Source organism: Actinomadura barringtoniae (genome assembly GCF_017573505.1).
GTDB classification, from domain to species: Bacteria; Actinomycetota; Actinomycetes; order Streptosporangiales; family Streptosporangiaceae; genus Spirillospora; species Spirillospora barringtoniae.
On sequence record NZ_JAGEOJ010000002.1, the window covers coordinates 212,748 to 227,168 of the forward strand.

Sequence of the window (14,421 nt, forward strand, 5' to 3'; positions counted from 1 at the left end):
CGGCTCCGTCTTCACAGTCAGATCCGTCCCGTCTTGCGTTCCGTAGCGAGCAACCAGATCAGGTAGCCGCCGCCGAGCAGTCCGGTCACCACGCCGACCGGGAGCTGGTGGCCGGGGAAGAGCCGCTGCCCCGCCCAGTCCGAGGCGATCAGCAGCACGGCGCCCACGCACATCGCGGGTGCCAGGTTCGGGCCCGGCGTGCGGGTCAGGCGGCGGGCGAGCTGCGGCGCGGTCAGCGCAACGAACGACACCGGCCCGGCAGCGGCGGCGGCGAACGCGGCGAGCAGCACGGCCGCGCCGAGCAGCACCATCCGGACCCGTTCGATGGGCACGCCCAGGCCGTGCGCGGCGTCGTCGCCCATCTCCAGCATGCGCAGCGCCCGGCCGCAGCCGATCAGGACGAGCGGGACCAGCACCGCGAGCGCGATCAGCACCGGCGCCGCGTCCGCCCAGTCGCGCCCGTCGACGCTGCCGGTCAGCCACAGCACCGCGCGGGCCGCCTCGGTGATCTTCGCCTGCGTGATGAGGTAGCCGTTCACGCCGGTGAGGATCGCGGCCACCCCGATGCCGACCAGCACGAACCGCTGGCCGTGCGCGCCGTTCCACCCGGTCAGCGCGAAGATGATGACGCCGGTCACCACCCCGCCGACCACCGCGCCGAACGCCGCCAGGGTGCTGCTCGCGCCGAAGAGCACGATCGCGGTGAGCACGCCGGTGGAGGCGCCCTGGGTGAAGCCCAGCAGGTCCGGGCTGCCGAGCGGGTTGCGGGCCAGCGACTGGAAGATCGCCCCCGCCAGGCCGAGCGCCGCGCCGACCGCGAGGGCGGTGACCGCGCGCGGCAGCCGCACCTCGTTCACGATGAACGCGTCGGCCGGAGCGCCGTTGCCGAGCAGCGTCCGCACGACGTCGGCCGGGCTCATCGGGAAGTCGCCACTGCCGCTGCCGATCACCACCACGGCCAGGCCCAGCGCCAGGACCGCGCAGCCCACCGTGACCAGGATCGCCCGCGGCCGGAACCGCAGCGACCACCCATCGCCCCGCATCACACCGTTCATCCCGTGCATGCCGTTCATGCCGCCGCAATCCTTCGCGCCCGTACGAAATAGAGGAAGAACGGGCCGCCGAGCACGACCGTGATGACGCCGACCTGGACCTCCGACGGCCGCGCGATCACGCGTCCGATCACGTCCGCGCCCAGCATCAGCGCGGGCGACAGGACCGCGCAGAACGGCAGCATCCAGCGCAGGTCGGGACCGGTGACCGCACGCACCATGTGCGGCACCATCAGCCCGACGAAGACGATCGGCCCGCAGGCCGCCGTCGCGGCGCCGCACAGCAGCGTCACCGCGACCATCGCCCCGGCGCGCGTCCACGCCGGGTTGGACCCGAGCGCACGCGCCGACTCGTCGCCCATCGCCACCGCGTTCAGCGGCCGTGCGAGCAGCAGCGCCAGCACGAGCCCGACGGCGATGAACGGGAGGACGCGCACGACGGTGCCGGACTGGGCCGCGCCGAGCGAGCCGACCGACCAGAACCGCATCTTGTCGAGCGAGGCGGTGTCGAGCAGCGAGACCGCGTTGACGTAGGAGTAGAGCGCCGCGTTCACCGCCGCTCCCGCGAGCGCCAGCCGCGCGGGCGTCGCGCTCCGGCCCCCACCGACCGCGTACACCCCGACCGACACGATGGCGGCGCCGAGAAAGGCGAACCACACGTACCCGAGGAACGAGCCGACGCCGAGGAACGAGATCGCCGAGACGACGGCCGCCGCCGCGCCCGCGTTGATGCCGAGGATCCCGGGGTCGCCGAGCGGGTTGCGCGTCGCCGACTGCATGACCGCGCCCGCGAGGCCGAGCGCCGCACCGGCCAGCAGCCCCAGGAGGGTGCGCGGCAGCCGCATGTCGTGGACGACGGTGTGGCCGGACGAGCCGGAGTCCGTCAGTCCGCTCCACACCTCGCCGAGCGAGAGCGGTTTGGCGCCCACGGCGAGGCTGAGCAGGAGAACGCCGATCAGGAGCGCCAGCGCACCGATCAGCCAGGGGGCCTTCTTCAGCATGATTAGGTTAGGCTAACCTACCTGGCGAATCAGGTCACCCAGGGCCCCTTTGCCACAGGAGCGTACAAAAGCCATGTCTGCACTGCATCTCTCCCGCCGCGGCCTCCTCTCCGCGGGCGGCGCCGTCGCCCTCGGCGCGTTCCTCAGCGCCTGTGGCGGAGACTCCGGCTCCGGATCGGCGAAGGCGGAGAGCAGCGGCGGCGGCAGCTGGACGTTCACCGACGACCGCGGCAAGGCCGTCTCGGCGAAGAGCAAGCCCAAGCGCATCGTCGCCTACGCCGGCTCCGCTGCGGTCCTTCAGGACTACGGCCTCGGCGACCGGATCGTCGGCACCTTCGGCCCGACCAAGCTCAAGGACGGCAAGCCCGACCCCCAGGTCGGCGACGTCGACGTGAACAAGGTCACGATCATCGGCAACGCCTACGGCGAGTTCAACATCGAGAAGTACGCGGCGCTGCGCCCCGACCTGCTCGTCGCCCACATGTTCGTCGGCCAGGACCTGTTCTACGTCCCGGCCGAGAGCAAGGACAAGATCTACGGCCTGGCCCCGCAGGTGGGCATCTCCACCGGCGCCTCCCCGTTCCCCAAGCCGCTGGCGCGCTACGCCGCCCTCGCCGCCTCGCTCGGCGCAGACCTGAACGCCCCCGCCGTCACCCAGGCCAAGGCCCGCTACGACAAGGCCGTCGAGGCCGTGAAGAAGGCGGCCCAGGCCAACAAGGGCCTGAAGGTCCTGGCCTGCTCGGCGACCCCGGACCTCTTCTACGCCTCCAGCCCGAACAAGAACAGCGACCTGATCTTCTTCAAGGAGCTGGGCGTGGACATCATCCTTCCCAACAAGCTCGACAAGGACGACTACTTCGAGGGCCTGAGCTGGGAGAACTCCGACAAGTACAAGGCCGACCTGCTGCTGCTGGACGCCCGTACGCAGGCCCTGCAGCCCAAGGACCTGGCCTCCAAGCCCGGCTGGAAGCAGCTTCCGGCGGTCAAGGCCAGCCAGGTCCTCGGCTGGCAGGCCGAGCCGCGCTTCTCCTACGCCGGCTTCGCCCCGATCCTCGAGCAGCTCGCCCAGACGATCACGTCCGCCAAGAAGCTCGCCTGAGCTGAAGAAAGCCCGCCTGAGCTGAGAAGCCCGCCCGACAGGAGGCCCGGTGTTCGACTTCTTCGACCTGCAGGTCGTGCGCACGCAACGGATCAGCCCCAGCCTGATGCGCATCACCTACGGCGGCGACCTCGACACGTTCGTCACCGGCGGCCGTGACCAGCGCTTCAAGCTGTTCCTGCCGCATCCCCACCAGGAGACCCCGGTCGTTCCGCGGTCCGAGGACTGGTTCGCCGAGTGGCGCGCGCTCGACCCGGCCGAACGCGGCGTCATGCGCAGCTACACCGTGCGCGAGGCCCGCCCGGGCGAGGTGGACGTCGACTTCGTCCTGCACGGCCCGGCCGGGCCCGCGGGCACGTGGGCGGCCGAGGCCAAGGTCGGCGACCGGGTCGTGATCCTCGGCCCGACCGCCGAGGAGAACGGCGGCTTCGACTTCCACCCGCCCGAGGGCACCCGTACGGTCCTGCTCGCCGGGGACGAGACCGCCCTCCCGGCCATCGCGGGCAACCTCGCCTGGCTTCCGTCCCAGATGCGGGCGCTGGTGTGGATCGAGGTCCCGCACACCGGCGACCACCAGAACCTCCCCACCCGGGCCGACGCCGACATCACCTGGCTGCCGAGCGGGAGCCTGCTCGACACCGTCCGCGCCGCCGACCTCCCGGACTCCGGCCTCTACGCGTGGATCGCGGGCGAGGCGAGCACGATCCGCGCGCTCCGCCGCCACCTGGTGAACGAGCGGGGCATGGACCGCAGGTCCGTCACGTTCACCGGCTACTGGCGGCGCGGCGCGGCCGAGGAGGACCTGCTCGCCGAGGTCATGGAGGGCAAGGACCCGCACACCGGCGAGGACTGAAATCGAGATGAGCGCCGGCCCGCCCCGATGACATGATCTTCGAATGGACGGATGTGTGATCGTTACGGGGGTGCCGGGGGCCGGGAAATCCACGGTGACGCCGCTGGTGGCGGCCCGGTTCGCGCGGGCCGCCCACATCGACGGGGACGTGATCTCCTACCTGGTGACGCGGGGCCGGGTCTCGCCGATCGGGCGGCCGGTCGAGGAGTCGCGGCGGCAGACGCGGCTGCTGTTCCGCAACATGTGCATGCTCGCGGCCAACTTCGCCGGTGAGGACATCACGCCCGTCATGGAGTACGTCGTTCCGGACCGGTGGACGCTGGACTTCATGGTCGAGCAGCTGCGGCCGCTTCCGGTGATGTTCGTGGTCCTGGCGCCGCCGCTGGAGGTGTGCGAGCGCCGGAACGCGGGGCGGTCGGAGCGGGAACGGGTCGACTACGACTTCGGCGACCTCTACCGGTCGATGCGGGAGGAGCTGGGCGAGGTGGGCTGGTGGCTGGACACCGCGGACCTCACCCCCGAGGAGACCGCCGCCATCATCGCCGAGGGTGCGCCGGACCAGGCTTTGGTGTGACGCGGGTGATGTGAGTGTGACGCGGGTGATGTGGGTGTGACGCGGGTGTGACGGATCACAACGGGCGGCCGTAAACGCGTTCCGAAGAGACAGCCGACGGGCCGCCCGCGCAGGCTTAGCATCCACGGCATGCGCCTCATCCACTTGGGACCCCGTCAGCTCACCCGGCCTCACGACGACTTCAGCCTCTTCGAGGTACGGCCCGTGACCGGGCTCATCGGCGCCGAGATCCACGGCGTCGATCTCGCCGAGCCGTTCGGCGACGATGTGGCGGCCGAGCTGCGCCGGGCCCTGCGCGAGTGGAAGGTCGTCTTCTTCCGCGACCAGGACCTCACGCCGGACCGGCACCTGGAGATCGCGCGGCTCTGGGGCGAGCCGGAGTCCAACCCGTTCTTCCCGGCCGGCGACAAGGTCGGGATCTCGCGGCTGGCCAAGGACTCCCAGGCCATCGGCATGGAGAACATCTGGCACTCCGACCACTCGTTCCTCGCCCAGCCCGCCCGCGGCTCGGTGCTGCGCGCGATCGAGGCCCCTCCGCACGCCGGGGACACGATGTGGGCCGACATGGCGGCCGCGTACGACAACCTCCCGGCGGACGTGAAGTCGCGGATCGACGGGCTGGAGGCCGAGCACGACTGGGTCGCCTCCTGGGGCCTGCTGATGAACGAGGAGCAGATCGCCGAGCTGCGCGAGCGGCTGCCGACCGTACGGCACCCGATCGTGAAGAAGCACCCGGAGACCGGGCGGCCCACGCTGTACGTCAACGAGCCGTTCACCACGCGGATCGTGGGGATGCCGGAGGCCGAGAGCGAGGAGCTTCTGGAGTTCCTGCGCGCGCAGGCACGTGTTCCGGAGTACCAGGTCCGTTTCCGGTGGGCGCCGGGCTCGGTGGCGATCTGGGACAACTGGGCCGTCCAGCACTACGCGATCAACGACTACCACCCGCAGCGCCGCGTCATGGAGCGGGTCGCGATCGCGGGCGACGGCTGGGACTGACGGGGCCTGGCGGAGCCTGGGGGACCTGAGTCGGCGGACCCTGGGGCGCGGCTGGACTGACACTCGACCGGCGAAGTACCTATACGTGACAGATTCGCCCTCCGGGCTGCGGTTCTAGCGTCAGAACCGTCAGTCGAACGGGAGGTGCTGATCATGTGCGGACACCGACCCACGTGCCCGTCAGCCGACTCCCCCGCGCGTGGAGCAGCGCGAGTGAAGTCGGCCCATCCCGAACAGGGATGGAGCCTGCTCTGCAATGGCGTGGTCCTTTTCGAGGACACCGGCGCACTGCTGCCCTCCGGGCGTAGTGTCGCTCCTCGGGAGGGTTCGCGATGCGTCGTCAAGTGAGGATCCGCAAACCGAAGAAGTCCACTCGGACGCCGCTGGACCTGCGCACCCCTTCAGGCAAGGCCCTGCCCTACTAGGCGAGGGCGGCCAGGCCCTGCGAGGTGAGGGCGGCCAGATCCTTGCGGGACTGGACGCCCAGCTTCGGATACGCCTTGTAGAGGTGGTATCCGATGGTCCTTGGGCTGAGGAAGAGCTGGGCTGCGATCTCGCGGTTGGACATGCCCTGTGCCGCCAGCCGGATGATCTGCAGTTCCTGCGGGGTGAGCGTGGCCAGCGGCCCCGGTGCGGCCACCTCCGCGGGTGCGCCCGACGCGGTCAGTTCCGTACGGGCGCGCTCCGCCCAGGGCGCGGCGCCGAGGGCGGCGAAGGCGTCCAGCGCGGCCTGCAGGTGAACGCGCGCCTCGGTCCGGTGGCGCTCGCGGCGGAGCGCCTCGCCCCGCAGCAGTGCCGTACGGGCCTTCTCGAACGGGCGGGACGCCGGCTTGAGTGCGGCGGCGTAGCGTTCGTCGGCGGCCTGTGGTTCGGGTGCGAGCAGCCCTTCGCAGCGCAGGACCAGCGCGTCGGCCCACGGGCGGCGCACGACCTCGGCCCAGCGCTTGAAGTGGGCGAACGGCTCGGCGACCCGTTCAGGCTCGTCGCCGAGGCGGACGGCCGCCTCCAGCAGGTCGGGGATGCAGCGTACGGCGGCGACGTGGTAGCGCTGCGGCCCTGTGGCGAGCTCTTCCAGACGCGCCACGGCGTCCTCGGCACGCCCCTGACCCAGGTCGAGAATCCCCAGCGCCCACTGTGCCCACGGCCTGCCGGCCGCCAGTCCCACGCCGGTGTCGGCGAGCGCCTCGGACGCCAGCTCGCGGCAGCGTTCGGCCTCACCGGCCAGGGCCGCCAGGTAGGCCAGGAAGCTGGAGAGCTGGCTGATCCATTGCCGCTGGCCGGTGTCCTGCGCGATCCGCAGCCCCTCGGCGGCGGTGGCCAGCGCGTCGCGGTGATGCCCTTGGAAGAGCTCGGCTTCGGCGAGGAAGAACAGCATCGTGGGCAGCAGGCCGATGCTGCCCTGCTCCCGGGCCTCGGCCGCCAGCCCGCGCGCCAGCTCGTACGTCGCGGAGTCGTCGCCGAGGATCAGCGTCGCGCCCACCAGCTGAACCAGCTCCTGCGGGCCCGCGCCGCCTGCACGCGCCCGCGCGACGGCCTCGACCGGCGAGCCCGCCTCGGGAAGCGGCATGTCCAGCACGGTGCGCAGCGTGCCCAGCAGGTAGTCCACCAGCGGCGCCAGCTCGGCGGGCACGTCGATGGCGAGGAGCCGTTCGGTCGATTCGGCAAGCTGTTCCGCACCCAGATACCAACCGGTATGCAGCGCCTGGATCAGCATCCGCACGGCGCCCGCCGGTGAGCCCGCGATCAGCTCGGCGCCGTCCAGCAGCAGGCGGTGCGCGGTGCTGAACGGCCCCTGCATGAACTGTGCGAGGGCGCGTACGTGCATCAGCCTGGCCTGCTGACCCGGGTCGTCCGCCTGCCGGGAGGCTCGTTCGGCAAGCGCCGCCGCCCGCGCCACATCGCCCGCGCCGACCGCCGCCTCGGCCGCCAGCGTGAGCCGCCGCGTCTGCGCCTCCCGGCCCGGGCTGACCCTCGCCGCACGTTCATAAGCCGAGGCCGCGGCCGCGTATCCGGCCCGCTCGCGCGCCCGCGCCGCGCTGTGCTCCAGCTCGGCGGCGACGTCCTCGTCCGGACCGGCCAGCGACGCGGCGCGATGCCACGCCCGCCGGTCGGCCTGCTGCGGCCCGGAGAGCGCGTCGCCGAGCGCGCGATGCGCGGCGAGCCGCTGCGCGAGCGGCGCCCGCTGGTAGACGGCCGCGCGCACGAGCGGATGCCGGAACGCCAGCGACGACCCGGCCTGCTGAACGAGCCCGGTCTCCTCGGCGGGCAGCAGCGCGTCGACGTCCGCGCCCAGCGCCGCGGCCGCCGCGAGCACCACGTCCAGCTCGCCGGTCTCCTCGGCGGCCGCGACCAGCAGCAGGGTCCGCGTCGCGGCGGGCAGCCGGCTCACCTGCCCGTGAAAGGCCACCTGCAGCCGCGAGGTCAGCGGAACGGACCCTTCGCCGCCGGGCCGTTCGCGCGCCAGAGCACTCGGAAGCTCGATCAAGGCCAGCGGGTTGCCGCGCGCCTCGTTCAGCACCCGCTGCCGGACGTCGGCGTCCATGGGCGCGCCCGACTCCAGCAGGGCCTGCGCGGCCTCGTCGGGCAGCCCGTTCACCGCCAGCTCGGGCAGCCCGGGCGCGGCGAACGAGCCGTCCCGCGCCGCCATCAGCAGGCAGATCCCCTCGGCGTGCAGCCGCCGCGCGGCCAGCAGCAGCGCCTCCGCCGACGCCCGGTCCAGCCACTGCGCGTCGTCCACCACGCACAGCATCGGCCCGTCCTCAGCGAGCTCGGCCAGCAGCGACAGAACGGCCAGCCCCACCAGCAACCGGTCCGACGGCGGCTGCGGACCGAGCCCGAAAGCCCCCTCCAAAGCGGCCCGCTGCGGCCCTGGAATGCCCGCGAGCCCGTCCAGTCCCGACGCCAGCAGCAGGTGAAGCCCGGCGAAGGGCAGCTCCGACTCGGCCTCGTAGCCCGCGCCGCGGATCACCCGCATCTCGCCGGCCTCGGACACGGCCGCGTCGAGCAGGGAGGACTTACCGATGCCCGGTTCCCCCCGCAGCACCAGCACCCCGCTCTGCCCGTCCCGGGCACCGTTCAGCAGCGCCGAGATCGCCGAACGCTCCGCGTCCCGCCCGTACAGCATGTGACGACGCTACCTAAGCCGCCCGCGCAGAGCCCGTCATGGATTACCTATCCGCGACAGATTCGCGTTCGCCGCGCCGTTTCTAACTTCGAGGCATGAACGAGAACGCGATCCAAGACCTGATCGGCCGCTACCTCACCGCATGGAACGAGCCGTGCGCCAAGTCGCGCGGTGCGCTCATGGAGGAGCTCTGCACCGAGGACGTCCGCTACGTCGACCCGCTGATGGACGTCACCGGCCCCGCCGCGCTCAGCGCCACGATCTCCCTCACACAGGCGCAGTTCCCCGGCATGACGTTCCGCCTCGGCGCGGTCGACGCCCACCACGACATCGCCCGCTTCACCTGGCACCTCGTCCCCGAGGACGGCAACGGTGACGGCAGCGGCAGCGGCAGCGGTGACGGCAGCGGCAGCGGCGAGGTGCTCACCGGCTTCAACGTGGTCGCCGTCGCCGCCGACGGCCGCATCCGCCAGGTCCACGGCTTCCTCGACGAGACGCCCTAGAACCAGTCGCCTGACCCACACGAAAGCAGCCGTGACCACGCGAAGCCGCCCGCCCCGTGGTCACGGCCCTTGTGTGCGTTTTGTGGGCCACGCTCGGCCATCTACTTGCTGAAGGACCACTTTGTCGCGCCGTGGGGTTCTGCGGTTGCCACGCCTACGGCGGCGGTGACGGTGAGGTGGTAGAGGTTCCAGGGGCCGGGGCCCGCGCTGGGGGCGCTGAACGGGGCGGTCAGGGCCTCGCCGTTGGATTCGGCGGGCCAGCCCATGTCGGCGTAGACGGCCGCTACGCGCTTGAGGGTTTCGGGGTCGGTGACGCGGTGGGCTTCGCCTTCGAAGACCATGTCCACGTCCGGCAGGCGGATGCTCAGGGTGCAGGGCGGGTTGGCTTCCAGGTTGCGGGACTTGCGGGTGGCGGGGCCGCTGGTGAAGTAGAGCTCACCGTCCACGTAGGCGGCGCCAACCCCTGCGGAGTGGGGGCGGCCGTCGGGGCCGGCGGTGCCCAGGAAGACCGGGGTCTCCATTTGCGGAAGGCTCGTGGGGAGCGCGTCGCGGGCTCGGCTCCATTCGAGCGGCGGGTTGTCATAGATGTCCAGGTTGGACGCTGTGGTGGGTTCCATGGAGAGTCAGACTTTCTCGGCGGCCGGAACTCATCGGTCATGCGACGGTGCGGTGTTCCTTGCCGGAGACCAGCCGCAACCGGACGGCGGTGGGCAGCGTGTCCAGGTCGAGGGCGTTGCGCAGGCGGGCCACCGCGCCGTCGCTGATGCCGCGGCGCAACGCGTTGAGGTCGGCTTGGGCGCCGTAGGTGACGGTGAGCATGAGGCGAGGATGCTTGCCGCTGCCGAGCATGCGGGCACGTGCGCGGCGAACGCCGGGGAGTTCGCTGACTTCTTCTTCCAGGGCTGAGGTTGCCGCCTTGGCCGAGATGGTGGTCGTGCTGCCGTCCTCGTCCGGGTCGGAGGTGAGGCCGGTGATTTTCTCTGAACGGCCCTGGGCGAGCAGCCACGCCAGGCCCAGGAGAGCCAGAACGCATGCGGCTGCCGCTACTACCGGCCAGAACCATGAATGGCTGGCGGGATAGTCGCGCAGCCAGTCCTCTAGGAGCGGGGTCGTCTTGGATCCCCAGAAACCTGTGGCGCGGGCTAGGGCGGCGCCTCCTCCGGCGATGAGGAGCAGGCCGACCAGGGCCAGGCCTATGCGGTTGATGCGTGCTGCCCGGCGGTCCATGGCTAGGCCCCCTTGTGCCGTACGGTGACCGTTCCGCCCTCCAGGGCACCGAGCTCGTCCAGGCGCGAACGCACGGCGGCGGCGACGGTCTCCTTGAGGTCACCGCTGCGGACCGGGGACGAGATGGCGAGAGTGACGCGTTTTCCGTGCACCTTGACGCGGCGGACGTCGCTGACCAGGTCGACGCTGTGAGCGGCGTCGGCGACGGCCGTGCGCAGGCCTTTGCGGGTCACGCCCAGCACCAGGTCGGGATCGTCGCTGCGCAGCCGCACGAGGCTCGTGTGGCCGGGAACGACGCCCTCCAGCAGGAAGAACAGGCCGAGGACGATCAGTCCGGCCGCGATCGCCACGGCGGCCACGGCGTTCCAGCTCGTCTCGGTGAGCCAGTTCGTGATCTTCTCGTACGGGAAGAGCTTCGTGGGGTGGCCGGCCAGGGTGGAGATCACCTCGATGGCCACCACGGCGCCGACGGCGGTCAGCAGGATCGCGGCCACCAGGGCGGGCCACAGGCGGCGCGGGCGGAAGACGCGCCGCGCGCCCTTGCGCGCCGCCCGATCGGCTTGCGGGAGCCGCCCGACGGCCGTGGTCACGACGTCCCCCGGGTCATCGCGACCACGTCGATGTCGACTCGTCCCGCCGGAACGCCGGTGAGCGCCTCGACGCGTTCACGGACGGCCGCGCGGGCGCGCCGGGCCGCCTCGCGCGCCGGGGACGGGTAGGCCACGGAGATCTTCAGGCTGATGCCGTCGTCGGAGCTGCCCGCGTCCCGCGTCCGGACGCCGTCGGCCTCGCCCGCGGCCCTGCGGGCGATCCGCCCGAGCGCGCGGTCGGAGATCTCGGTGACGCCCCGCGCGGACGTCAGCCGCGTGGTCATGACTTACGGCCCGCCGTGCCGCGGCCGGACGAACCGAACAGGCCGCTCAGGTCGAGCTCGCCCTCGATCGCGCGCCCGGCCAGGAAGCCGACGACGCCGAAGAAGAGCACCAGCAGGAAGGGGCCGAAGCCTCCGAACCCGGCGGCCAGGCCCAGCACGGTCCCGTACGCGAGGCCGATCACCGGCCACACCTTGAAGTCACGCATCTCGTTCCTCCTTACACGGCTGCCTCAGGACACTGCGACTACCTCAGGACACTGCGGCTACCTCAGGACACGCGGCGTACGGGCTTGTCCTGTACGTCCGCGACGACCACGTGCACCGGCCGTCCATCCGCGAGCGGCGCGACGGCGGCGCCCACGTCCTCGGCCGTCTCCAGGACGGGCCGGTCGGTGGCCGCGACCACGCACACCGTGATCTCGCCGTCGCCGACCACGACGCCGCGCACCGGCGTTCCGGCGCGGTAGGTGACGTACTTCCCGCCCTCGGCCGACAGCCCCTCGACGCCGGTGCACGCCTGCGCGGCCGCCGCGATCCGGTCGGACAGGTCGTCGGTCATTGGACCCGCGGGTCCCGGTCCTCGTCGCTCGCGTCGTCGTCGCCGGGCAGGTGGATGTCGTCGACGGTGATGTTGACCTCGACGACCTCGAGCCCGCACATGTGCTCGACGGCGCGGATGACGTTCTCCCGTACGGCCCCGGCGAGCTTCGGAATGGCGACGCCGTACTCCACCACGACGTCGATGTCGACGGCCGCCTGGCGTTCGCCGACCTCGACCGAGACGCCCTGCGCGATGCTCTTTCCCATGCCGGGAATGTGCTCGCGCACCGAGCCGATGGTGCGTCCCATTCCGTCGCCCATGGCGTAGACGCCGCCGACCTCGCGGGCCGCCATTCCCACGATCTTCGCGACGACCGCGTCGGCGATGGTGGTCCGGCCCGTGGAGGTGACCAGCGCGCCCGCATCGGTGTCCTGCGAGGCCACGTCCGTACGCTTCGTTCCTTGCTGCCCCTGCTGGGGCTCCTGCTTGGTCCCTGGTTGCTGCGGAACCTCGGAGCGTTCCCGGGTCGCTGTCTTCCCGTTCTCCTGGCTCACGGCGTCTCCCCCGATCGACCTTCGCCGACCTTCATCGTTCATCGACGTTCAAGGACGTACCGGAGGAATTCCTACCCTCTAAAACCCCGATATCCGTCCGGTCGCCACATATGGCGGAACAATTACCAAATGCGGGCAGAATTTCTGTCCCATTGCCCGAGAATTAGGTCTCGCCGATCGCGGTGCGGATGGCCTCGGCCAGGCGGGCGGCGGGCTCGGAGAGCGGTCCGGGCAGGCGGGCCAGCAGGAGACGCCGCTCCTCGCGGGGGCCGCCCCGTACGGGCAGGACGCGGACGCCCGGCGGGACGGCGGGGGCCATGGACGGCGTCACCGTCGTCACACCGCATCCGGCGGCGACCAGGTGGAGCTTGGCCAGCCAGTCGCGGGCCGTGTGCACGATCTGGGGGCGTTCGTCCAGGCCGGGCCAGACGCCCATCAGCAGATCCTCGCCCGAACGGGGCGCGGCGATCCAGCGCTGGCCGCGCAGGTCGGCGATGTCGACGTGATCGGCGCGGGCCAGCGGATGCGACTCTGGAACGGCCAGGCGCAGGCTGCGTTCGGCCAGGACCTCCAGCTCGAGGGCGGGCGTCTCGGTGTCGAGCGGGCGGAACGGGGGCGCCGAGGCGACCAGCGCCAGATCGACGGCGCCTGCACGGAGGGCGCGCACGAGCGCGGGTGTGCTGCCCTCGCGGGTGATGACGGTGATCGCGGGATGCGTGCGGCGCAGGGCCTCCAACGCGTGGGGAACGAGCACGGCCCCGGCGCTGGCGAACCAGCCGAGCCGGGCCTTGCCGCGCTGGTCGGGCAGTCCGGCGAGCTCACGCGCGGTCGCGTCGATCTGGTCGATGACCTCGGCGGCGTGGCGTACGACGATGTGGCCGGCGGGCGTCAGGCGCACGCCGTCGTGGCGGCGTTCGAGAAGCGCGGCGCCCGCGGCGCGTTCGAGGGAGGCGATCTGCCGCGAGACGGCGGACTGGGTGTACCCGAGCGCGTCGGCGGCGGCGGTGAGCGTGCCGCGCTCGGCGACCTCGCGGAACACGCGCAGGGACGTCAGCGAGGCGTCGGTGAAGGCCATGACGTCTACGCATACCAGACCTGACGATCTGTCGCTGTACGCATGGTCCGGAGCTTCCTAGGCTGGAGATCATCTACAGCGAAGCGGATCCCGAAGAGGATCCCGAAGGGAATCTCATGACCGCCAAAGTCGCCCTTGTCACCGGCGCGACGCAGGGTCTCGGGCTGGCGCTCGTCGACGGGCTCGCCCGCCGCCTGGGCCCCGAGGACACCGTCTACCTCACCGGGCGCAGCGCCGATCGCGTGAAGCAGGCCGTGGCCGACCTCGGGCACGCGAACGTACGCGGCGAGGTGCTGGACGTGGCCACCGACGCCCCCGCGCGGCTCGCCGAGACGCTCCGCGAGCGCCACGGCGGCGTCGACATCGTCTTCAACAACGCCGTGATGCGCGTCGGCCCCGACGACGACCCGCGCGAGATCATCGACGAGTACGCCGAGGTCAACAACCTCGGCACGACTCGTGTACTGCGCGCCTTCGCGCCGCTGCTGCGCGACGGCGGGCGCCTGATCGTCGTCGCCAGCTCGTTCGGCAGCCTGCGGCACCTGGCCCCGTCGCTGCACAAGCGGTTCGACGGCCTGACCTCGCTCGACGAGGTGGACGCGCAGGTCGAGGCCTGGAAGAACGCGATCAAGGACGGTTCGGCGCGCGCGGGGGCCTGGCCGGGCTTCGTCAACATCCCCTCGAAGATCGCCCAGGTCGCCGCCGTCCGCGCGCTCGCCTCGCAGCGCCGCGAGCAGGACGCCGAACGGGACATCCTGCTCGCCGCCTCCTGCCCCGGGATGATCAACACGCCGACCTCGGGTCTGTGGTGGGACGTCAGCGACGCGCCCAGCCCCGACGAGGCCGCCCTCAGCCTGCTGAGCCTGGCGCTCGACCCCATCGACCCCGCCCATTACGGCCAGCTCGTGCGCAAGGGCGAAGTCCTGCCGTGGAAGTGAGCTCCTGCCA

18 protein-coding genes are annotated in these 14,421 nt (G+C 71.8%); 7 read left to right on the top strand and 11 right to left on the bottom strand.

All coding sequences use genetic code 11. The annotated features are described in order from the left end of the window. Window positions 1-17: 17 nt before the first annotated feature. Window positions 18-1,073, bottom strand: a complete 1,056-nt coding sequence (locus J4573_RS04810) for a FecCD family ABC transporter permease (protein WP_243772475.1) — start codon at window positions 1,071-1,073, stop codon at window positions 18-20. After that, window positions 1,070-2,053, bottom strand: a complete 984-nt coding sequence (locus tag J4573_RS04815; protein ID WP_208254008.1) for a FecCD family ABC transporter permease — start codon at window positions 2,051-2,053, stop codon at window positions 1,070-1,072. Before J4573_RS04815 ends, J4573_RS04810 begins: the two co-directional genes overlap by 4 nt. Before the next feature lie 73 nt (window positions 2,054-2,126). Here J4573_RS04815 and J4573_RS04820 point away from each other — a divergent pair, with 73 nt between their 5' ends. The 5 genes from J4573_RS04820 (at window position 2,127) to J4573_RS53655 (ending at window position 5,923) form a co-directional block, all read left to right on the top strand. Further along, window positions 2,127-3,152: an ABC transporter substrate-binding protein gene (locus J4573_RS04820; RefSeq protein WP_208254009.1), complete on the top strand. Its 1,026-nt coding sequence runs from the start codon at window positions 2,127-2,129 to the stop codon at window positions 3,150-3,152. 49 nt (window positions 3,153-3,201) lie between these two features. Further along, complete coding sequence (locus J4573_RS04825; RefSeq protein WP_307796498.1) at window positions 3,202-4,005, top strand: siderophore-interacting protein; 804 nt, start codon at window positions 3,202-3,204, stop codon at window positions 4,003-4,005. A 55-nt stretch (window positions 4,006-4,060) separates the two neighbouring features. After that, window positions 4,061-4,579 (top strand): P-loop nucleotide/nucleoside kinase family protein, encoded by a 519-nt coding sequence (locus J4573_RS04830; RefSeq protein WP_307796499.1) that lies wholly within the window; start codon window positions 4,061-4,063, stop codon window positions 4,577-4,579. A 129-nt stretch (window positions 4,580-4,708) separates the two neighbouring features. Continuing rightward, window positions 4,709-5,575 (top strand): TauD/TfdA dioxygenase family protein, encoded by an 867-nt coding sequence (locus tag J4573_RS04835; protein WP_208254011.1) that lies wholly within the window; start codon window positions 4,709-4,711, stop codon window positions 5,573-5,575. A gap of 153 nt (window positions 5,576-5,728) precedes the next feature. Further along, a complete protein-coding gene (locus J4573_RS53655; RefSeq protein WP_243772476.1) occupies window positions 5,729-5,923 on the top strand; it encodes a DUF5999 family protein in 195 nt (64 codons plus the stop codon). Window positions 5,924-5,996: 73 nt separating this feature from the next. On the opposite strand, the gene J4573_RS04840 is transcribed toward J4573_RS53655, so the two are convergent. Further along, entirely contained in the window at window positions 5,997-8,699 is a 2,703-nt protein-coding gene (locus J4573_RS04840; protein ID WP_208254012.1) for an ATP-binding protein, read from the bottom strand. A 95-nt stretch (window positions 8,700-8,794) separates the two neighbouring features. On the opposite strand from J4573_RS04840, the gene J4573_RS04845 reads away from it, so the two are divergent. After that, window positions 8,795-9,202, top strand: a complete 408-nt coding sequence (locus J4573_RS04845; RefSeq protein WP_208254013.1) for a nuclear transport factor 2 family protein — start codon at window positions 8,795-8,797, stop codon at window positions 9,200-9,202. A gap of 101 nt (window positions 9,203-9,303) precedes the next feature. Here J4573_RS04845 and J4573_RS04850 read toward each other — a convergent pair whose 3' ends face one another. From J4573_RS04850 to J4573_RS04885, 8 genes are all read right to left on the bottom strand, one after another. Next, a complete protein-coding gene (locus J4573_RS04850; protein WP_208254014.1) occupies window positions 9,304-9,819 on the bottom strand; it encodes a pyridoxamine 5'-phosphate oxidase family protein in 516 nt (171 codons plus the stop codon). Window positions 9,820-9,856: 37 nt separating this feature from the next. Beyond that, window positions 9,857-10,429 (bottom strand): alkaline shock response membrane anchor protein AmaP, encoded by a 573-nt coding sequence (amaP, locus tag J4573_RS04855; protein WP_208254015.1) that lies wholly within the window; start codon window positions 10,427-10,429, stop codon window positions 9,857-9,859. A 2-nt stretch (window positions 10,430-10,431) separates the two neighbouring features. After that, complete coding sequence (locus tag J4573_RS55930) at window positions 10,432-11,019, bottom strand: DUF6286 domain-containing protein (protein WP_208254016.1); 588 nt, start codon at window positions 11,017-11,019, stop codon at window positions 10,432-10,434. Continuing rightward, the gene (locus J4573_RS04865; protein WP_208254017.1) at window positions 11,016-11,303 is read right to left on the bottom strand and encodes a hypothetical protein; all 288 of its coding nucleotides are present in this window, start codon (window positions 11,301-11,303) and stop codon (window positions 11,016-11,018) included. Before J4573_RS04865 ends, J4573_RS55930 begins: the two co-directional genes overlap by 4 nt. Continuing rightward, window positions 11,300-11,494, bottom strand: a complete 195-nt coding sequence (locus J4573_RS04870) for a hypothetical protein (protein ID WP_208254436.1) — start codon at window positions 11,492-11,494, stop codon at window positions 11,300-11,302. Before J4573_RS04870 ends, J4573_RS04865 begins: the two co-directional genes overlap by 4 nt. 77 nt (window positions 11,495-11,571) lie before the next feature. Continuing rightward, a complete protein-coding gene (locus J4573_RS04875; protein WP_208254018.1) occupies window positions 11,572-11,862 on the bottom strand; it encodes a hypothetical protein in 291 nt (96 codons plus the stop codon). Beyond that, a complete protein-coding gene (locus J4573_RS04880) occupies window positions 11,859-12,287 on the bottom strand; it encodes an Asp23/Gls24 family envelope stress response protein (protein WP_307796518.1) in 429 nt (142 codons plus the stop codon). Before J4573_RS04880 ends, J4573_RS04875 begins: the two co-directional genes overlap by 4 nt. Window positions 12,288-12,561: 274 nt before the next feature. Further along, on the bottom strand, window positions 12,562-13,473 hold the full coding sequence (locus J4573_RS04885) for a LysR family transcriptional regulator (protein ID WP_208254020.1): 912 nt from the start codon (window positions 13,471-13,473) through the stop codon (window positions 12,562-12,564). A gap of 116 nt (window positions 13,474-13,589) precedes the next feature. Here J4573_RS04885 and J4573_RS04890 point away from each other — a divergent pair, with 116 nt between their 5' ends. Then, a complete protein-coding gene (locus tag J4573_RS04890) occupies window positions 13,590-14,411 on the top strand; it encodes an SDR family NAD(P)-dependent oxidoreductase (protein ID WP_208254021.1) in 822 nt (273 codons plus the stop codon). The last annotated feature ends 10 nt before the right edge of the window (window positions 14,412-14,421 follow it).